The organism is Streptomyces albiflavescens (assembly GCF_014645835.1).
GTDB lineage: Bacteria > Actinomycetota > Actinomycetes > Streptomycetales > Streptomycetaceae > Streptomyces > Streptomyces albiflavescens.
This window is the reverse complement of sequence record NZ_BMMM01000031.1, coordinates 1-19426: the sequence shown is the minus strand read 5'-3', so window position 1 is coordinate 19426 and position 19426 is coordinate 1. Positions and strand designations below refer to the sequence as shown.

14 protein-coding genes are annotated in these 19426 nt (G+C 71.8%); 8 read left to right on the top strand and 6 right to left on the bottom strand.

The genetic code is table 11. From position 1 onward, the window contains the following. Nucleotides 1-387: 387 nt before the first annotated feature. Together IEY95_RS46300 and IEY95_RS46295 are read left to right on the top strand one after the other, a co-directional pair. Nucleotides 388-2061: a PucR family transcriptional regulator gene (locus tag IEY95_RS46300; RefSeq protein ID WP_189192352.1), complete on the top strand. Its 1674-nt coding sequence runs from the start codon at nt 388-390 to the stop codon at nt 2059-2061. Nucleotides 2062-2211: 150 nt separating this feature from the next. Beyond that, nucleotides 2212-2985, top strand: coding sequence for a hypothetical protein (locus IEY95_RS46295; RefSeq protein ID WP_189192351.1), 774 nt, complete (start codon nt 2212-2214; stop codon nt 2983-2985). A gap of 215 nt (nt 2986-3200) precedes the next feature. Here IEY95_RS46295 and IEY95_RS46290 read toward each other — a convergent pair whose 3' ends face one another. Together IEY95_RS46290 and IEY95_RS46285 are read right to left on the bottom strand one after the other, a co-directional pair. After that, a complete protein-coding gene (locus IEY95_RS46290) occupies nt 3201-3509 on the bottom strand; it encodes a hypothetical protein (protein WP_189192350.1) in 309 nt (102 codons plus the stop codon). Between the two features lie 146 nt (nt 3510-3655). Beyond that, complete coding sequence (locus tag IEY95_RS46285) at nt 3656-4495, bottom strand: GntR family transcriptional regulator (protein WP_189192349.1); 840 nt, start codon at nt 4493-4495, stop codon at nt 3656-3658. A 157-nt stretch (nt 4496-4652) separates the two neighbouring features. On the opposite strand from IEY95_RS46285, the gene IEY95_RS46280 reads away from it, so the two are divergent. Further along, complete coding sequence (locus IEY95_RS46280; RefSeq protein ID WP_189192348.1) at nt 4653-5531, top strand: (2Fe-2S)-binding protein; 879 nt, start codon at nt 4653-4655, stop codon at nt 5529-5531. Nucleotides 5532-5856: 325 nt separating this feature from the next. Beyond that, nucleotides 5857-6894, top strand: a complete 1038-nt coding sequence (locus IEY95_RS46275; protein ID WP_189192347.1) for a DUF2637 domain-containing protein — start codon at nt 5857-5859, stop codon at nt 6892-6894. Between the two features lie 89 nt (nt 6895-6983). Here the strand turns inward: IEY95_RS46275 and IEY95_RS46270 are convergent, their stop codons facing one another. Continuing rightward, on the bottom strand, nt 6984-7436 hold the full coding sequence (locus tag IEY95_RS46270) for an ATP-binding protein (RefSeq protein ID WP_229703824.1): 453 nt from the start codon (nt 7434-7436) through the stop codon (nt 6984-6986). Nucleotides 7437-7651: 215 nt separating this feature from the next. Between IEY95_RS46270 and IEY95_RS46265 the strand changes: the two genes are divergently transcribed. After that, nucleotides 7652-10660, top strand: coding sequence for an alpha-mannosidase (locus IEY95_RS46265; RefSeq protein ID WP_189192346.1), 3009 nt, complete (start codon nt 7652-7654; stop codon nt 10658-10660). Nucleotides 10661-10866: 206 nt separating this feature from the next. Here the strand turns inward: IEY95_RS46265 and IEY95_RS46260 are convergent, their stop codons facing one another. From IEY95_RS46260 to IEY95_RS46250, 3 genes are all read right to left on the bottom strand, one after another. After that, nucleotides 10867-12609, bottom strand: a complete 1743-nt coding sequence (locus IEY95_RS46260; RefSeq protein ID WP_189192345.1) for a pyruvate dehydrogenase — start codon at nt 12607-12609, stop codon at nt 10867-10869. Nucleotides 12610-12719: 110 nt separating this feature from the next. Next, nucleotides 12720-14585, bottom strand: a complete 1866-nt coding sequence (locus tag IEY95_RS46255) for a PP2C family serine/threonine-protein phosphatase (RefSeq protein ID WP_189192344.1) — start codon at nt 14583-14585, stop codon at nt 12720-12722. After that, complete coding sequence (locus IEY95_RS46250; protein ID WP_189192343.1) at nt 14582-14956, bottom strand: hypothetical protein; 375 nt, start codon at nt 14954-14956, stop codon at nt 14582-14584. The genes IEY95_RS46255 and IEY95_RS46250 overlap by 4 nt, the downstream gene beginning before the upstream one ends. A 192-nt stretch (nt 14957-15148) precedes the next feature. Between IEY95_RS46250 and IEY95_RS46245 the strand changes: the two genes are divergently transcribed. The 3 genes from IEY95_RS46245 to IEY95_RS46235 all read left to right on the top strand — a co-directional run bounded on the left by IEY95_RS46245 (nt 15149) and on the right by IEY95_RS46235 (nt 19334). Then, on the top strand, nt 15149-16129 hold the full coding sequence (locus IEY95_RS46245) for a helix-turn-helix transcriptional regulator (RefSeq protein ID WP_189192342.1): 981 nt from the start codon (nt 15149-15151) through the stop codon (nt 16127-16129). A 234-nt stretch (nt 16130-16363) separates the two neighbouring features. Then, nucleotides 16364-16846, top strand: coding sequence for a DUF456 domain-containing protein (locus IEY95_RS46240; protein ID WP_189192341.1), 483 nt, complete (start codon nt 16364-16366; stop codon nt 16844-16846). A 175-nt stretch (nt 16847-17021) separates the two neighbouring features. Further along, nucleotides 17022-19334, top strand: a complete 2313-nt coding sequence (locus IEY95_RS46235; RefSeq protein WP_189192340.1) for a glycosyl hydrolase family 95 catalytic domain-containing protein — start codon at nt 17022-17024, stop codon at nt 19332-19334. Nucleotides 19335-19426: the final 92 nt, after the last annotated feature.

Sequence of the window (19426 nt, the reverse complement as noted above, 5' to 3'; positions counted from 1 at the left end):
TCGTGTGCGGCGGCCCGGGCTCGTTCATGAGTTGTTAACGCGGATCGGGGTCAGTACACCGCGCCGTCGAACACCGGGGTCAGTCACCGAAACCATGAAGGAGTTGGCTGGCCAGGGCGCGCATCTTGTAGATTCGTATGAATGGAGGTCACCAGTAACCTCCTTGTTTTCCTCTGGAAACGTCAGACTCAGCCCTCTGGAAACTTCAAGCACGGCCCGGGACGGAGCGAGCACAGCTCACAAAAGCCCAGGACACAGCCTCGGAGGGGCAGGGACCACCGTCCTGAGGGCCCTTTGGGGCCGCTCTCCGGAGCCCGAGAATCCGCTCACGGGGTCCTCACCACAGATCCATCGTAGATTTCGAGACAAAGAACGGCGGCGACGAGAATGCGGCTGCGCGCACTGCTGGACACCGACGCGCTGGGCCTGCGGCTGCTCGGCGGCGAGGACGAGCTGGACCGCACCGTCCGCGGTGTGATGACCACGGACCTCAAGGACCCCAGCCGCTATCTCTCCGGCGGCGAGCTGGTTCTCACCGGCCTCGCCTGGCGGCACGACGCCGACGATTCGGAGCCCTTCGTACGCATCCTCGCGAGCGCCGGGGTCGCTGCACTGGCCGCCGGTGAGGCGGAGCTCGGCGACATCCCCGACGACCTCGTCGTGGCCTGTGCCCGGCACCGGCTGCCGCTGTTCGCGGTGAACGAGTCGGTGGCCTTCGCGACGATCACCGAGCACGTCGTACGGCAGGTCTCGGGCGAGCGCGCCGGGGACCTGGCCGCGGTGGTGGACCGGCACCGGCGGATGATGACGTCGGGCCCGGCCGGCGGCGGTCCCGACGTGGTCCTCGACCTGCTCGGCACCGATCTGGATCTGCGGGCCTGGGTCCTCTCGCCCACCGGGCGGCCCATCGCGGGCTCCAAGCTCTCGGGCCCCGGACTGCCCGCCGACGTGTGCGCCAAGCTGGCCGCCGAGCATCTGGCGGCGGCGCGCACCGGACGCCGTGGACCGCACCGCGTGACGGTCGGCACGACGACGTACTCGCTCTTCCCGATTCGCCCGTCCGGGCGCTCCACGGGCGCCTCCCGGGACGTGCGCGAGACCGTGCTGTCCGACTGGCTGCTCGCCGTCGAGGCGGACGCCGGGGACTGGCCCGAGGAACGGCTCGACCTGCTCCAGGGCGTCACCCAGCTGATCGCGGTGGAACGGGACCGGCGGGACGCGGCGCGCACGGTGCGCCGACGGCTCGCGCAGGAGGTCCTGGAGCTGGTGCAGACGGGCGCCGCGCCCGCCGAGATCGCGGCGCGGCTGCGGGTGGCCGCGCCGGTGCTGCTGCCCGGGCTCGGGGCGGCCCCGCACTGGCAGGTGGTCGTGGCCCGCGTCGAGTGGGACGGTGGGGAGATCGACGGCGGTCCGGTCGCCCAGTCGCTCCTGGAGGAGATCCTCGTCGACCCGCTCTCGACGGGTCCCGAGCACTCCGACCGCATCGCCGTGGCCCACACGGGTGACGAGGCGATCGCGCTCGTCCCCCTTCCGGCGGTGTCGACGGAACACGACGGCTCCGAGTCGGGGCTGCTCGCCGACACGCTCCTTGAGGCCGTACGGGACCCGCTGTCGGCCGGTCTGAACGACGACGGGCGGGTCACGCTCGGTGTCAGCGCCGCCGTGCACTCGGCGGAGGGGCTGCGCGGGGCGCTGGAGGAGGCCCGGCACGCGCGCCGGGTCGCCGCGGCGCGGACCGGGCGGGTGTGCGCGGCCGGGCACCAGGAGCTGGCGTCGCACGTGCTGCTGCTGCCGTTCGTGCCCGACGACGTGCGCCGCGCCTTCACCGCACGGCTCCTCGACCCGCTGCGCGACTACGACCGCCGCCACCGCGCCGAGCTGATCCCCACGCTGGAGGCGTTCCTCGACTGCGACGGCTCGTGGACGCGCTGCGCCACGCGTCTGCACCTGCACGTCAACACGCTGCGGTACCGGGTGGGCCGTATCGAGCAGTTGACGAGTCGGGACCTGTCGCGGCTGGAGGACAAGCTCGACTTCTTCTTGGCATTGCGCATGAGTTGAGGTCGCGGGCTCGTGGGCCCCACGCTCCCCAAGCGCCGCCGGTGTCCCACGACTTTGTGAAATCCTTCACCCACCCCCTTGGCCGGGCCCCGTGATCCGTGCTGAGATGCCACCACTCAACAGCTCAATGGTGTGCTCGGGGAGGGCAACGTGGCGCATACCGCCATGTCTGGTTCCGGAACGACTGCAGGGGACGATCCACTCCAGACCGCGGTATGGCGGCTGCGCTCACGCGCCTGCTGGGTCGACGCGGCCGCGCTGCTCAAACCGCACACCGCGGGGGCGGCGCTGCAAAGAGCCTCGCTCCTCGTCGAGCGGTGCCTGTACACCGAACAGGGTTGGGCCGAGGCCGAGGACGCGCTGCGCACAGCCGAGGCCGTGGCGCAGAGCGACGACGAGCGGGGCGCGGCGGCCTGCGAGCGCGGGCAGCTCGCGTACGCCGCCACACTGCTCGGCGTACGGGACCGGGCGGACGAGGCGCGCGCGGCGCTCGGCCGGGCGGCGGCCCTGATCGCGCCGGGCGCCGCCGGGCGGGCGCTGCTCGACTTCCGGCGCGGGCTGCTGGCCGAGAACCTCGCGCGCTCGCCGCAGGCCGCGCGGGCCGCGTACCGGCGTGCCCACGCGGGGGCGGTCGCCCATGGCGACCCGCTGCTGCTGTCGTTCACCTGGCGGCATCTCGCCGGACTCGCCCTGCGGGAAGGGGAGTTGGCGGAGGCGCGACATGGCTTCGCCGAGTCTCTGCGGATCCGTGAGGAGTTGGGGTATCTCGTGGGTACGGCTCCCGCGTTGGCGTCGCTGGCCGACGCGGAGGCCGAGCCCGAGGCGTCTCGGCTGCGCGCAGAGGCGGGGCGGCTGTTTCGGTTGCTCGGGGGCGTGCCCACCTGGCTGGCACAACAGCTGACTCCGCCTGCGGCGACGGCCTGAGCCCCGCCGGAAGCGGTTCGCCGACGCCGCCTACAGCCACGACCTGAACCCCGCCGGAAGCGGTTCGCCGACGCCGCCTACAGCCACGACCTGAACCCCGCCGGAAGCGGTTCGCCGACGCCGCCTACAGCCACGACCTGAGCGCCGCCGGAGGCGGTTCGTCGCCTGCGGGTGCGTCGTGGCTGGTCGCGCGGTTGCCCGCGCCCCGACAGGCCCTAGTTGCTCTGGACGTGTGCCAGCAGGTCTCGGGCGAACGTCGCCACGCTGGTGCGCAGTTCGGGGTCGTGGGCCACGTAGACCACTACGGCCACGATCACCAGGAACGTCAGGAAGCCGCGCAGTCCGCCGCCGCGGCCGCCGTAGGACAGGGGGCGATGCATGTGAGGCGCGCCCGAGTGAGGGCCGTGGGCGCGGGCCATGTCGTGCATCTGGCGGTGGTGGCGTACATGGTTCTGGTGGATCTGCTGGGCCTGCTGTGCGGCCTGTTGTGCCTGTTGCTGGGCCATCCAGGACGGGTCGGGCATCGGTCTCTCCCCCGGTTTCGGTCCGGCTCTCGCCGTGTACGCGAAGGCACGCGTGCGGGGCGGTCCGGGTTCCCGGCCAAGGGGCGTGTTGCGCGGACCGTACGGATCCGTGACACGGGTGGGCGGAAGGGCACGTACCCGCGGCTTCAGGACGCTCCGGCGAAGTGCTCCCGCACCAGGGACTGCGCGGCCGCCAGATCCTCGGCGACCAGCGCGTCCAGAAGGGCGCTGTGTTCGGCGGCGTCGGCCACGAGGTCCGCACGGCCGCGGGCGACGGGGCCGCCGGCCAGGGGCCACTGGGCGCGGCGATGCAGGTCGTCCGCGATCTGCACCAGCTGGACATTGCCGGCGAGGGCGAGGACCCCGCGGTGGAAGGCGCGGTCGGACTCGGCGTAGGTCGCGCGGCAGCCCGAGGAGGCGGCCCGTACCGTCGCATCGGCGAGCGGGCGCAGCTCCGCCCAGCGGGCCGAGGGCACGCTGCGCGCGAGCCGCAGCAGCACCGGGACTTCGATCAGGGCCCGGATCTCGGCGAGTTCGGCCAGCTCCCGCGTTCCGCGCTCGACAACCCGGAAGCCCCTGTTGGGCACGACCTCGACGGCGCCCTCCAGCGCGAGCTGCTGCATCGCCTCTCGTACCGGCGTGGCGGACACCCCGAAACGATCGCCGAGCGCGGGCGCCGAGTACACCTCTCCGGGGGCGAGCTCGCCGGCGACGAGCGCGGTGCGCAGGGCGTCGAGGATCTGCCCGCGTACGGAGGAGCGCTGGACGACGGGACGCGCGCCCTCGGCGCGCGGGCGCGGGATGGGCGCCTCGCTGTGCGTGTGCTCACCGCGCGCGCCGGCACCGGCGTCATCGGCGGCGACACCCCGCTTGCGGTCCACGTCCGCGGCCTGCGGCTGTGCGGGTACCCGAACGACGCCCGTACGGATGTCCGGGACCCTCGCACGGGCGGAGCCGTGCGCATCGCGCGGGCCGGCCTGCTCCACGGCGTCCTCCTCCGGGCTTGGTGGTACTTGGGGGTCATTGCGGCGGTTGTTACCCGTCCGTCAAGCACCATAGGCGCACATGGCCTCAGTTCAAACATCATCTACACGAGGTAAGGTAAGCCTTACCTGCAAACGATCGTGAAGCGGTGGTCCCCGCATGCCCGCCCGCACCCTCCCTTCCGGCACCCCGGCCGACACCGACGCGCGCCCGGCCTCCTCCCCCGTCGCGGACGCGTACGCCCGGCTGACCGCGGTCTTCCCCGGCCTGAGCATCACGGAGCCGGCACGCGAGGAAGCAGCCCCACGGGGCGGCGGCTGGGTCTGCGCCGCCCGGCTCGCGGAGGGCGGGGCCGCCCTGGACGCGTTCCTGGCGTGGGACGAAACACAGGTCATCCAGGACTACGGACAGCGGGCGCGGCCGGATGTCGTGGCGAGCTTCGGGCTGCACCGGTACGCCTGGCCCGCCTGTCTGCTGATCACCGTCCCGTGGTTCCTGCAGCGCCGCGTGCCCCGCTTTCCTGTGGAGCACGTCACATACGAGCGCACGCTCGGCCGCATGGCCGTCCGCGTCACCACCTTCGCCTGCCTGCCCGACGATCCGGCGGCCGGCCTGCCCGGCGCCCGGGTCGTACCGCACGAGGAGGCACTGCGGGCGGAGGTGCGGGCCGCTGTGGCCGAGCACCTGGGACCGGTCCTCGCCGGCTTCGGTCCGCGCATGCGGCGGCGCGGCCGGGCCCTGTGGGGCATGGCGACCGACGAGATCGTCGAGGGCCTCTGGTACATCGCCCATCTGCTCGGCGAGGAGCGGCGCGCGATGCGCGAGCTGGAGCTGCCGCTGCCGGGGGCGACACAGCCGTACGCCGGTTCCGCCGGGTTCCGTGAACTGACGGGTCCGAACGGGGAGTCGCTGCCCACCCGCGACCGGGCGAGCTGCTGCCTCTTCTACACCCTGCGCCCCGAGGACACCTGCGCCACCTGCCCACGCACCTGCGACGCGGATCGGGTGACCAAGTTGACGGCCGCCGCCGCCAGTTGAGGCACCCGCCGCAGTCAGCTGAGGCACCCTCAGGACGAGGCGCGGCCCCGGGTCCCGTAAGATCATCCGTGACCCGGACACCCGCGCGATGACAGGCGATTCACAACTTCCTCACTTGCCTCAGGAACTTTCCGTGGAACCATCCGTACGGGTAATCTTATTCGCACTTAACTCCCGTCCCTCGCGCGGAAGTTCGAGCAGAATGTCGCCCTGCGCATCCCCTTGCACTCCCTTGGCGGCCTCTTGCCCCGAAACCCCCTGAGGGCCAACGGGATTGGGCCACTATGGCGGGCGTTACGCCCTATCCCAATGCAAGGGACCCCAGATGAGACTGACCGACATATCGCTGAACTGGCTGCTTCCGGGCGCCGTTTTGCTCCTGGGACTGCTGGCGGCGGTGGCGGTGCTCGCGCGCGGCAAGCGGTCCGGGGAGAACGCGAGCAGCGACGACTCGTGGGAGCGCAGCGAGGAGCGCCGCAGGCGTAAGGAGGCCGTCTACGGCACGGCTTCCTACGTGCTGTTGTTCTGCTGTGCGGCGGTCGCCGCGGCGCTCTCCTTCCACGGCCTGGTCGGTTTCGGCCAGCAGAACCTCGGCCTCTCCGACGGCTGGGAGTACCTCGTCCCGTTCGGCCTGGACGGCGCGGCCATGTTCTGCTCCGTCCTCGCGGTCCGCGAGGCCAGCCACGGTGACGCGGCGCTCGGCTCCCGGATACTCGTATGGACGTTCGCAGGCGCCGCGGCCTGGTTCAACTGGGTGCACGCACCCCGGGGCATCGACCACGCGGGCGCCCCGCAGTTCTTCGCGGGCATGTCATTGTCGGCCGCCGTACTGTTCGACCGCGCGCTGAAGCAGACCCGCCGTGCCGCACTGCGTGAGCAGGGCCTGGTCCCGCGCCCGCTGCCGCAGATCCGCATCGTCCGCTGGCTGCGCGCGCCCCGTGAGACGTACGGCGCCTGGTCGCTGATGCTCCTGGAGAACGTCCGCTCACTGGACGAGGCCGTCGACGAGGTGCGCGAGGACCGGCGCCAGAAGGAGCAGAACCGACTGCGCCGCCGCAACGAGGAGCGGGTCGAGCGGGCGCACCTCAAGGCGCTCAGCCGCGGCCACCGGGGCCTGCCGGGCCGCGGCGGCGCTCGGCAGCAGCTGGAGACCACCGTGGAGCGAGCTCCCGCCCAGGCCACCGCGGAGCCTGCCATATCGCCGGAGCAGCTGCCCGTACGCTCGCGGCCCTCCCTTACGCCCGTCCGCAAGAGCACTGAGCCGATCACCGTCGACCTCACCGCCGAGGACGACACGATGGGCCTGCCGCGACTGGACTCCCTGGAGCGCAAGCTCAAGGACCTCGAGCAGCAGTTCGGCTGAGGTCGGGGCGCACACCCGATCCCGAGCCCGGACGGTCCGGCCACGCGGCGGCCGGACCCCGGACAGGACGACAACGGCGGCGCGGTGTCCTACACCGCGCCGCCGTCCAGTTCGAACCACACCGCCTTGCCCACGCCGTGGGACCGTACGCCCCACGCGTCCGCGAGGGACTGGACGAGAACGAGGCCTCTGCCGTGCGTACCGTCGTCGGCGTTCGGTACCCGCAGTCTGGGCCTGCGTCCCACGAAGTCCCTCACCTCCACACGGAGTCCATGAGGTCCGACGGTGGCCGTCAGGACCGCGTCGTGGTCGGTGTGGATGAGTGCGTTGGTGACGAGCTCGCTGGTCAGCAGCTCGGCTATCTCGGACCTCCCCGGCTTCCCCCAGTGCCGTAACAGTTCCCTCAGTGCCTTCCGGGCCTCCGGCACGGCCCGCAGGTCCGCCCTTCCCAGCCTGCGCCTGAGCTGCGCGTCACCCGGCTGGTCGGTCGCCTTGCCGGCCGCTTCCTCCACTGCCTTCGCGGAGGAGGCCCCGACGGCCATGGGACCACCCCCTCGTGCCTGCCTCTTCATGACCCCCGCCTGCACGCCGATGTCGGTTCCCTCCCGCTCGAACACCTTCACGGGGATCCATGCCCCGTCGGCAACGCGACAGTCATGTCGAATCGTCAACCACCCGCCGTGCGCCCGTGGATGCGCGGCATCTCGGCGGGGAAGTGACACTGTGGACAGAGCCGTCCGAGCGCCGAGGAGCCGCCGTGCACGACGACCGTTCGCTGGTGGAGGGGCGCCTGGAGCGCGCGCTGCGGCAGTTCCTGCGCCCCGCGCAGTACACGGATCGGGCACCGATGGTGCTGTCCGTGTGGCATGTGCCCGGTGAGCCGGTGCCCGTCGACCAGGCACTGCAGGCCGCGTACGAGCCGTTCATGCCCGGCGCGGTCTGGGGAAAGCCCTGGTCGACGAGTTGGTTCCGGATCGAGGGCCGGGTGCCCGAGGAGTGGGCGGGCCGCCCTGTGGAGGTGGTGATCGACCCCGGGTTCACGGGCGACGGACCCGGTTTCCAGGCGGAGGGGCTCCTGTACGACGCTGCCGGCGTCCTGCTCAAGGGGATTCATCCGCGCAACCGGCACTTCACGGTCGCCGCGCCGGCGCGGGGAGGCGAGGCGGTGCATCTGCTGCTGGAGGCCGCGGCCAACCCGGCGGTGCTGCACGGCTTCGAGCCGACGTCACTCGGGGACGTGCTGACCGCGGGCGATCGGCCCATCTACCGATTCGCGGCTGCCGATCTCGCCGTACTCGACGAGGACGTGTGGCAGCTGGTCCTCGACATCGAAGTGCTCTCGGAGCTGATGCACGAGCTGCCCACGGACCGGCCGCGGCGGCACGAGATCCTGCGCGCGCTCGAGGACATGCTGGACGCACTCGACCTGCACGACGTGTCCGGCACGGCCGCCGCCGCCCGGGCCGAGCTGACGGACGCGCTGTCCCGGCCCGCCTCGGCCAGCGCGCACCGGATCTCGGCGGCCGGGCACGCCCACATCGACTCGGCGTGGCTGTGGCCCTTGCGCGAGACGGTCCGCAAGGCCTCGCGCACCTTCGCCAACGTCACCGCGCTCGCCCAGGACTACCCGGAGCTGGTCTTCGCCTGTTCGCAGGCCCAGCAGTACGCCTGGGTCAAGGAGCACCAGCCGCGCATCTGGGAGCGCATCAAGAAGGCCGTGGAGGAAGGGAATTGGGTCCCGGTGGGCTCGATGTGGGTCGAGTCGGACGCCAACATGCCGGGCGGTGAGGCGCTGGCCCGCCAGATCATCCACGGCAAGCGCTTCTTCGCACAGGAGCTGGGTGTCGAGACCGAGGAGATCTGGCTGCCCGACTCCTTCGGCTACACGGCCGCCTTCCCCCAACTGGCGAAGCTCGCGGGCGTCCGCTGGTTCCTCACACAGAAGCTGAGCTGGAACCAGTCCAACAAGATGCCCCACCACACCTTCTGGTGGGAGGGCATCGACGGCACCCGCGTCTTCACCCACTTCCCGCCCGTGGACACGTACAACTCCCAGTTCCACGGCCGCGAACTCGCCCACGCCGAACGGAACTTCGCCGACAAGGGGCGGGCCACCCGCTCGCTCGTCCCGTTCGGCTGGGGCGACGGCGGGGGCGGCCCGACCCGCGAAATGCTGGAGAAGGCTCGGCGGTTGCGTTCCCTGGAGGGCTCGCCGCGCGTCGAGATCGAGAGGCCTTCGGCCTTCTTCGAGGCCGCCGAGGAGGAGTACGGGGCCCACGCGCCGGTGTGGTCCGGCGAGCTGTACCTGGAACTGCACCGGGCCACCTACACCACTCAGGCGAAGACGAAGCAGGGCAACCGCAGATCGGAACACGCCCTGCGCGAGGCCGAGTTGTGGTGCACTGCCGCAGCCGTACGCGATCCCTCGTACGCCTACCCCTACGACGCGTTCGACCGGCTCTGGAAGACGGTGCTGCTGCACCAGTTCCACGACATCCTGCCGGGGTCGTCGATCGCGTGGGTGCACCGCGAGGCACGGGAGACCTACGCACGGGTGCTCGCGGAGCTGGAGGAGATCACGGCGGAGGCGGTACGGGCGCTGGGGCCGGGCGCGCCCGCGGTGCTGAACGCCTCACCGTACGAGCGCACGGAGGTGGTCGGGGACGCACTGGTGACGGTGCCGGGGCTCGGGAGCGCGGCCGTGTCGACCGCCGTCGGGGAGGACGTCCGGGCCGAACAGAGCGGGGACATCATCCTGTTGGAGAACCAGTGGCTGCGGGTGACGGTCGACCGTGACGGGCTGCTCTCCTCCGTACGGGATCGCGTGGCCGACCGCGAAGTGCTCGGCGCCCCCGGCAACCTCCTCCAGCTGCACCCGGACCACCCCAACGCGTGGGACGCCTGGGACATCGACCGGCACTACCGGCGCAAGCACACGGACCTGACGGCCGCCGAGTCGGTGGAGCTCGTCGAGAGCGGGCCGCTGCGGGCGACGGTCCGCGTCGTCCGCGTCTTCGGCACGTCCCGCGTCACCCAGGAGATCCGGCTGACGGCCGCGAGCCGCCGCCTGGACATCGTGGCGGAGATCGACTGGCAGGAGTCGGAGAAGGTGCTCAAGGCCGCCTTCCCGCTCGATGTGCACGCCGAACGCTCCGCCGCCGAGATCCAGTTCGGCCATGTGCACCGTCCCACCCACACCAACACCGGCTGGGACGCCGCCCGTTTCGAGATCTGCGCGCACCGCTGGCTGCGGGTCGCGGAGGACGGATACGGCGTGGCGGTCCTCAACGACTCGACGTACGGCCATGACGTGACCCGCACACCGCATGAGAACGGGCTGGGCACGACCGTACGGCTGACGCTGCTGCGTGCCCCGCACAGCCCGGACCCGGAGACGGATCTGGGCACGCACCGGTTCACGTACGCGCTGTTGCCGGGCGCGGGTGTGGGGGACGCCGTCGCGGAGGGGCTCGCGCTGAACCTGCCGCTGCGGCCGGCCGCGGCGCCGTCGCTCGAACCACTGGTGAGCGTCGACAACCCGGCCGTCACCGTCGAGTCGGTCAAGCTCGCCGAGGACCGCGGCGGCGATGTGGTGGTCCGGCTGTACGAGTCCCGGGGCGGGCGCGCGCGGGCCACGCTGAGCACGGGCTTCCCGGTGGCCCGGGCCGACGTGACCGACCTGCTGGAACGGCCGCTGCACGAAGCCCCGTCGGAGTTCGAGCTGCGGCCGTTCCAGATCCTCACGCTGCGGCTGCGACCGGCGTAGGCCGCGACCGGTCCTCCCAGGGACACAGCGGCACTGTCCGCATCTGCATCGACGACCACGGCCGCCCTCCCCCAAGCTCTCGGCTTCGCTCGAACAGGGGGTGCCTTCATCGCACCAGCGGCATCACGGGCCTGCCTCATTACTGGTACGCCGGCCGCTGCTGGACGCCACTGGTACGCCAGCCGCTGCTGGACGCCCCTGACCGACTAGGGTCGCGGCACGTTCCGCAGGTTCGAGCGGGCCATCTGCACCATGCGGCCCACTCCCCCGTCCAGCACCATCTTCGACGCCGACAGCGCGAACCCCGTCACCATCTCCGCGCTGATCTTCGGCGGGATGGAGAGTGCGTTGGGGTCGGTGACGATGTCGACGAGTGCCGGGCCCTTGTGCTTGAAGGCGTCCTTGAGGGCGCCTTCAAGCTGCTTGGGCTTCTCGACCCGGACACCGTAGGCACCGCAGGCGCGGGCGACGGCCGCGAAGTCGGGGTTCTTGTTCGTGGTGCCGTACGAGGGCAGGCCGGCCACCAGCATCTCCAACTCGACCATGCTCAGGGAGGAGTTGTTGAAGAGCACGACCTTCACCGGCAGGTCGTACTGGACGAGGGTGAGGAAGTCGCCCATCAGCATGGAGAATCCGCCGTCGCCGGACATCGAGACGACCTGCCGGTTCCGGTCGGTGAACTGGGCGCCGATCGCCATCGGCAGGGCGTTCGCCATCGAGCCGTGCGAGAACGAACCGATGACGCGGCGGCTGCCGTTGGGCGAGATGTAGCGGGCCGCCCAGACATTGCACATCCCGGTGTCGACCGTGAACACCGCGTCCTCGGCGGCGAGTTCGTCGAGCACGGCGGCCACGTATTCGGGATGGATCGGGATGTGCTTCTCGACCTTCCTGGTGTACGCCTTGACGACGCCTTCGAGCGCGTCGGCGTGCTTCTTCAGCATCTTGTCGAGGAAGCGCCGGTTCTCCTTGGGCTTCACGCGCGGGGTGAGGCAGCGCAGGGTCTCCTTCACATCGCCCCAGACCGCCAGGTCCAGCTTCGAGCGGCGGCCCAAGTGCTCGGGACGCACGTCGACCTGGGCGATCTTGACGTCGTCGGGGAGGAAGGCGTTGTACGGGAAGTCGGTGCCGAGCAGGATCAGCAGATCGCACTCGTGGGTGGCCTCGTAGGCCGCGCCGTAGCCGAGGAGTCCGCTCATGCCGACGTCGAAGGGGTTGTCGTACTGGATCCACTCCTTGCCCCGCAGGGCGTGCCCGACCGGGGACTTGATCTTCCCGGCGAACTCCATGACCTCGGCGTGCGCGCCCGCCGTGCCACTGCCGCAGAAGAGCGTGACCCTGTCGGCCTCGTCGATCAGCGCCACGAGCTTGTCGATCTCGGTGTCGCCGGGTCGGACCGTGGGCCGGGCGGTGACGAGGGCGGTCTCCAGGGGCTTGTCCGGCGCGGGCTCGGCGGCGATGTCGCCGGGGAGGGAGACCACGCTGACGCCGGACTGGCCCACCGCGTGCTGGATCGCGGTCTGCAGCAGCCTCGGCATCTGCTTCGGGTTGGAGATCAGCTCGCTGTAGTGGCTGCACTCGCGGAAGAGCTGGTCGGGGTGGGTCTCCTGGAAGTAGCCGAGGCCGATCTCGCTGGAGGGGATCTGCGAGGCGAGGGCGAGGACCGGGGCCATGGAGCGGTGGGCGTCGTACAGGCCGTTGATGAGGTGGAGATTGCCGGGGCCGCAGGAGCCGGCGCAGGCGGTGAGCTTGCCGGTGATCTGCGCCTCCGCGCCCGCGGCGAAGGCGGCGGTCTCCTCGTGCCGGACGTGGATCCAGTCGATGGCCGAGTTGCGCCGAATGGCGTCGACGACAGGGTTGAGGCTGTCGCCGACGACCCCGTACAGCCGCTTGACGCCCGCGCGGGCGAGGATGTCGACGAACTGTTCGGCGACGTTCTGCTTGGCCATGCTTCACGCACCTCTTCGCGATCCTTGGATCCTTTGGATCCCTGGGGTCATTCGGGTCCCCGGGGCCTCTCGGTCCATCCCTTGGGTCCATGAATTCACAGAGCGTGCGGTTACGCCTCCCAAACGGCCGCGGCCGTGCGATCGTCGGCGTACCCCTTGACCCTCACCGAGGTGTCCGCGAGGAAAGCGGCGAGGCCGGGCGGTTCCGCCGCCGACCACCGCCGCGTCAAGTGCTCGGCCAGTTCGGGTTCGCCGCGCAGCGGCTCCGCCAGGCCGCCGGTGCACAGCAGGAGCGTGTCACCCGGGCGGGCGACGGAGGCGCGGAAACGGAAGGGGTCGCGCGGCGGTGCGGGGGCGGGTTCGTACGGGCTCGGGGGCGTGGTGATGCCCAGGTCCATGGTGAGCCGGTCGCCCTCGGGGGTCTCGTGGGGCAGCGATCCGAAACCGACCACGGCCTCGCCGGTGGCCTCCGAGACCCGCGGCTCGATGTCCTGCCATTCGCCGTCCCGTAACCGGAACAGGCCACCCTCGCCGACGCCGAAGAAGACGCGCGTACGGCACCCCGGGTCGGCCGGCAGCAGCAGGCAGCGCAGGCCGGCGGTGTACTCCTCCGGTTCGATGCCCTGCTCGGCCGCGCTCGCGCGCAGTTTGCCCAGGCTGCGGTCGGTGAGCCGGTGCAGCCCCGACTTGAGGTCGCCGCGCCGGGCGGCCCGGATGTCCTCGGTCAGCCGTGCGTGGCTGCGGCCCACGGCGCGCCCGATCCACTGGCACACCTCGGCCGCCGCCCGGTGCGCGCCCGGAGTGGCCCGCGCGCCGGTGGCCATCGCGACGAGCACCAGCGCCTGTTCCCCCGTCCCGAACCGGGCGGTGAGCAGCGAGTCCCTGCGCGGCTCACCCCGGTAGCGAGCGGAGTCCCCGCGTACGGACACGGCCCGCAGCGTGCTCGTCCCGTAGCGCGCCCCGTCCAGCACGGTGTCGGCGACCAGGTCGTCGAGGTCGTCCGGGTCGGCGGGCGGCAGCGCGGTGGGTTCGGCGTCGTAGGTGGGTGGGCCCGAACCCAGGTAGTCGACGGCGGGCGGCTGATGGGGGACGGAGAGGGCGGGTTCCCCGGGCGGGGCGTCCTCGGGGGCGGAGGTGGGCTGCGGGGGCCGGGCGTCGGACGGGCTGATCGGCAAGGTGTCGCCCGGCTGCACGGCAGGCGGTGACGTGGGGGCCGGTGGCACGTCCACGGGTGCCCTCGACGCGGGCACCGCGCCGCCGGGCGACTCGGTGGACGGACGGCTCCCGGGCTCCTGCGGGGGGAACCCGGGCGGTGGCGGCCCCGGCGGGAAGGTCGCGGGAGCCGGTGGTTCGGGGGGCGGGGGCTCCCAGGGGGCAGGTTGCCGGGTGAGGCCACTGCGCTGGATCGGCCCGGAGTCGGGACCCGGCCCGGGTGCGTCGCCGCGATCCCACCGGCCGGAGTCGGGACCCGGCCCGGGTGCGTCACCGCGCTCCCACCGGCCGGGGTCGGGACCCGGCCCGGGTACGTCACCGCGCTCCCACCGGCCGGGGTCGGGACCCGGCCCGGGTACGTCACCGCGCTCCCACCGGCCGGGGTCGGGACTCGGCCCGGGTACGTCACCGCGATCCCACCGGCCGGGGCCCGGCGTCGGCCCCTCACCGCGCGGCGTCGCTCCGGGCCAGGCCACGGAGGCGGACGCACCACCACGCTGCTTCGGTACGGCCGGGGGCTGCTCCGGCTCGGCGGGAGACGAATCCGGCACCGCGGGAGGCCTCTCCGGCCGGGACGGGACATCGGGTTCGGGCGCGTCCGGTCGCCGGGCGGACCCCAGTCCCATCGTCCCCGCGGCCGACGCGAACCGATCGTCCAGCGAATCAGCCGCCGCCGCGGGCCCCGTGTCCTCGGTGGAGTCGTCGTACAACTGCCCCCACCAGTCGTCCTCATGACCGGTGGGCTTCTCCCCCTGCTCGCTCATGCCCCTAATTGTCCACTGCGGGAGCCGGATGAAAACGGGGCATCCGGAAAAACCGGCCAGTGGGTTGGATGCCGCACGGTGATACGAAACCGCCGGGCGGTCCCACCCCCCACGGGAGAACCGCCCGGCGGCACCTGACCGACCGGGGCCCAGCGCACGTCGTAGGCCCGGGTCACGGTCTGCACGACGGAGTTGCCGATCGTCTCGTCGCCGCGCTTCAGGACCATGTTGCCGATGTCCCCGAAACTTCCCTGGACGCCCTGGTGTTGGGCATCGCCCCGGAACCCGGGCGCCACACCGATCGGATTGCCCTGCCGCTCGGCGGCGAGTGCCTCCTCGCCCGAGGAGTCCCACCCCCCGAGGTCGTTCACCCGCGTCCGCGCAGGCCGAACAGGCTCAAGCAGGGCATTGCGGGCGGTGGTTGGTGCTGCGGTGGCGCGAGCTTGGCAGAGTGGCGGGTGGTGCGGGGATGATGTGCCGAGGCGGGTTTGCGCTGTGGCTGTTTCCCGCCACGGACACCCGCCGACCGGCCGGAACGGATCCTTGGGGAGGGACATCGCCGCATGCTGGGAGCGATAGGTCTGGACGAGACGCACGAGTCGGCGTACCGGGCGCTGGTGTCCGTGGGCGCCGCCGATGTGCCCGATCTCGCGCGGCGGCTCACGCTCGGCGAGTACGACACCGAGCGCGCCCTGCGCCGGCTGGAGCGGCACGGTCTCGCCGCCCAGTCGTCGGCCCGGCCCGGACGCTGGGTCGCGGCGCCGCCCGGGGTCGCTCTCGGCGCGCTGCTCACCCAGCAGCGGCACGAGCTGGAGAAGGCGGAGCTGGCGGCCGCGCTGCTCGCGGAGGAGTACCGGGCCTCGGCCGCCGAACCGGCGGTGCACGACCTGGTCGAGGTGGTGATCGGCGCGGCGGCGGTCGCACAGCGGTTCCTGCAGCTCCAGCTCGGCGCCGCCGAGGAGGTGTGCGCGCTGGTCACCGGGAATCCGGTCGTGGTCTCCGGGATGGACAACGACGCGGAGGAACAGGCCGCGGGCCGGGGCGTCGGCTATCGCGTGGTGCTCGAACGGGCCGTCCTCGACCAGCCCACCGGCATCACCGAGCTGTCCGCCGCGCTCGGCCGCGACGAGCAGGTGCGGGTCGTGGACAAGGTGCCGACCAAGCTGGTGATCGCCGACCGGACGCTCGCGATGGTCCCGCTCACCTCGCACACCGCGGAGCCCGCGGCGCTCGTGGTGCACGCGAGCGGGCTTCTTGAGCTGTTGTCGGGGCTCTTCGAGTCGGTGTGGCGGGACGCGCTGCCGCTGCGGCTCGGCAGCAGGGGCGTGAGCGAGGAGGAGCCGGACGGCCCCGACAGCACCGACCTGGAAATCCTGTCTCTGCTGCTGGCCGGGCTGACCGACGCGAGCGTCGCCAAACAGCTCGATCTGGGCCTGCGGACCGTGCAGCGCCGGGTGAAGCGGCTCATGGAGCTGACGGGCGTGACGACACGCCTCCAGCTGGGCTGGCACGCGTACGAGCGGGGCTGGGTGGCGCGGGACTGACATCAGCGTGAGGACCGCCGCCGGCGGGGCCGGTCGGCACGGGATGGACACCGGCGCGGCCGACAGTCGCGGCATCAGCACCAGCACCGGCACCGGCACCGGCACCGGCACGGCCGACGGACGCGGTACTCGCACTCGCACGGACACGGCCGGTTGGCGCGGCACAGGCACCGACGCGGCCGGATGGCGCGGTACTGACCTGCGGTCCCACGCCGGCTCAGTCACCCTGGGCAGATGGGAGTGTGGGAACTCCTGCTGGTCGGCGTGGTGATCCTGCTCGGCCTTGCCGGAGTACTGGTGCCCGGTGTACCGGGATCGTGGCTCGTCTGGGCCGCGGTCCTGTGGTGGGCGTTGAGCGACCCGCGGGCGCTCTCCTGGGCCGTGCTCGTGAGCGCGACCGTGGTCCTGCTGCTGGCCCAGGCGATCCGCTGGGTGCTGCCACCACGGCGGCTGCGCGCGAGCGGGGCCACCAGCCGGATGGCGGCCTACGCCGGGACAGGGGCGCTGCTCGGCTTCTTCCTGCTGCCGGTGATCGGCGCGGTACCCGGCTTCATCGGCGGGATCTACCTCTCGGAGCGGCTGCGGCTGGGCGGGCACGGGCAGGCGCGGTCGGCGGTGCGGACCGCGATGCGATCGGGCGGGTGGAGTGTGCTGACGGAGCTGTTCGCCTGCCTGCTGATCATGGGGGCGTGGCTGGCGGCGGCGATCTGGGGCTGAGGCCTGACGTCCGCGCACACGGCCACAGTTCAGGTACACACCTACACATCGGATCTCTCCCCAGGCATTGACGGCTCATCGCACCATCTCTACGTTTCGGTCTGAGATAGCTCCGATGAATCACCGTGCGTACGTTGCCGAATGAGCCGTCACGACTGAGCCGCCAGGAGACGCGATGCCCAGCCCGTCCAGACGTACCGTGCTCGCCACCGGATCCGCCCTCGGCGGGACGCTCCTCGCCGGGGGCCTGCCGGCGCAGGCGAGGGCAGCAGCCCCCGAACACGCCGCCGACCCCTGGCGCACCGTCCTCGACGACGCCGACCTCGTCTGGCAGCGGATGCCGAAGACCTGGTACGAGGGGCCGTATCTCGGCAACGGCTTCCTCGGCTCCGGGATCTACGCCGAGCCGGGCGCGCAGGCCGATTCCTTCTCGGCCGTGCGCTTCAATGTGCAGCACTCCGAGGTGCAGGACCACCGCCCGGAGTTCGGCTCCCTCTTCGGGCTCGCCCGGCTGCCCATCGGCAACTTCACGCTGGAGCCGGTCGGCACCATCACGGGCCTGGACTGGCGACTCGGGCTGCGCGACGCCGAGCTGACCGGCACGCTCACCACGGACCGGGGCACGCTGACGCTCCGCGCGCTGGTGCACAACTCCCGCTCGGTCCTCGCCGTCGAGGTGACACCGAGCGAGGGCGAGCGCGACTTCCGGTGGGTGTTCCATCCGGCGGACGCGATCAGCCCGCGCGCCGCCTTCAAACCGCTGCCGGACGGCTACCAGGGCAACCCGCCCGCCGAGGTCGCCGAGCACGACGGCGCCTGGGCCGCCGTACAGCCCCTGCTGTCGGGCGGACAGCACGCGACGGCATGGCGGGAGCGCACTCGGGGCATGACGCGGACGCTGTACGTCCATGTCGCGCACTCGTACCCGAAGTCCACGGCACTGGACCGGGCGCTCGCCGCCGTGCGCGGGGCTTCGGCGTTGCCGTACGACCGGCTGGCGCAAGCACATCGCGCCTGGTGGAACGCCTACTACCGCAAGAGCTTCCTCTCCCTCCCCGACGCGCGCATCCAGCGCTTCTACTGGATCCAGCTGTACAAGACGGCGTCCGCCGCCCGCCGGGACGCGCCCGTGATGGCCACCAGTGGGCCCTGGCTGGAGTCCACGCCCTGGCCCAACACCTGGTGGAACCTGAACGTGCAGTTGGAATACTGGCTGATCCACGGCTCGAACCATCTCGAACTCGACGCCGTGACAAGGGCGTTGAGCGAGTTCCGGGACAACCTGTCCAAGGAGGTCGCGGAACGGTACCGCGGTGACTCGCTCGGCATCCCGCGCACCACGGACCCCCACCTCGTCAACGGCGCGGCGGGCACCCTCACCGGCTACGGCGTCGGCATCCCCGGCCAGGATCCGCCCACTCCCGAGGTCGGCAACCTCACCTGGGCCCTGCACAACGTCTGGCTCAGCTACCGCCACACCATGGACGAGTCGATTCTCCGCGATGTCCTGTTCCCTCTGCTGCGGAAGGCGATCAACTACTATCTGCACTTCCTGGAGCCGGGCGCGGACGGCAAGCTGCACCTCCCGGCCACCTTCTCCCCCGAGTACGGCGGCAACACACGCGACTGCAACTACGACCTGATGCTGCTGACCTGGGGCTGCCGGACCCTGCTGGAGTCGGCCGAACTCCTCGGCATCGACGACGAGTTGGCGCCGCGCTGGCGTGAGGTGCTGGCCAAGCGGGTGGCGTACCCCACCGACGCCAACGGGTTCATGATCGGCGCGGACATCCCCTTCGCGAAGTCGCACCGCCACTACTCGCATCTGCTCGCGGTGTACCCGCTGTACGAGCTGACCGGCCGCACACCCGACGAACGCGCCCTGATCGAGAAGTCGCTGGCGCACTGGGTCGGCTTCGAGGGCGCGCTCCAGGGCTACACCTTCACCGGCGCTGCCTCGATGTCCGCCCTGCTCGGCAAGGGCGAGGACGCGCTCAGGTACCTGGGTGAGCTGATGACCCGCTTCATCCAGGCCAACACCATGTACAAGGAGTCGGGCCCGGTCATCGAGACCCCCCTCTCGGCCGCCCAGTCCCTGCACGACATGGTCTGCCAGTCGTGGGGCGGCGTCGTCCGCGTCTTCCCCGCACTGCCCGCCGCCTGGTCGGACCTGACGGTCCACGACTTCCGCACGCAGGGCGCCTTCCTGCTCTCGGCGGTGCGCGAGGGCGGGGCGACCCGCTGGGTCCGGCTGGTCAGCGAGGCGGGTGCCCCCTGCGTCGTACGGCATGGCATCTCGGGTCCTGTCGAGGTGCGGGACGCACACGGGCGAGCCCTGCGGTACTCCGACGCGGGCGACGGCGCGATCCGCATCGCCCTGCGGAAGGGCGAGTCGGCACTGATCACGGCGAAGGACGACCGGCCGGACCTGACGATCGCGCCGGTCGAGCCGAACGAAGCGGCACCCCAGTGGGGACTGCCTGTTTGACGACTGGCCTAGGTCCTGTCGTCACATCCCGTCGTCCGCCCGGAGGGCGGGCCCTGCGGCGTCAGGTGCGTGCTCTCGGCGTGCCGGGCACA

Coding starts and splice junctions, on each gene's coding strand:
- IEY95_RS46300 (WP_189192352.1), top strand. CDS start 388: ATGCGGCTGCGCGCACTGCTGGACACCGACGCGCTGGGCCTGCGGCTG.
- IEY95_RS46290 (WP_189192350.1), bottom strand. CDS start 3,509: ATGCCCGACCCGTCCTGGATGGCCCAGCAACAGGCACAACAGGCCGCA.
- IEY95_RS46280 (WP_189192348.1), top strand. CDS start 4,653: ATGCCCGCCCGCACCCTCCCTTCCGGCACCCCGGCCGACACCGACGCG.
- IEY95_RS46275 (WP_189192347.1), top strand. CDS start 5,857: ATGAGACTGACCGACATATCGCTGAACTGGCTGCTTCCGGGCGCCGTT.
- IEY95_RS46270 (WP_229703824.1), bottom strand. CDS start 7,436: ATGGCCGTCGGGGCCTCCTCCGCGAAGGCAGTGGAGGAAGCGGCCGGC.
- IEY95_RS46260 (WP_189192345.1), bottom strand. CDS start 12,609: ATGGCCAAGCAGAACGTCGCCGAACAGTTCGTCGACATCCTCGCCCGC.
- IEY95_RS46255 (WP_189192344.1), bottom strand. CDS start 14,585: ATGAGCGAGCAGGGGGAGAAGCCCACCGGTCATGAGGACGACTGGTGG.
- IEY95_RS46245 (WP_189192342.1), top strand. CDS start 15,149: ATGCTGGGAGCGATAGGTCTGGACGAGACGCACGAGTCGGCGTACCGG.
- IEY95_RS46240 (WP_189192341.1), top strand. CDS start 16,364: ATGGGAGTGTGGGAACTCCTGCTGGTCGGCGTGGTGATCCTGCTCGGC.
- IEY95_RS46235 (WP_189192340.1), top strand. CDS start 17,022: ATGCCCAGCCCGTCCAGACGTACCGTGCTCGCCACCGGATCCGCCCTC.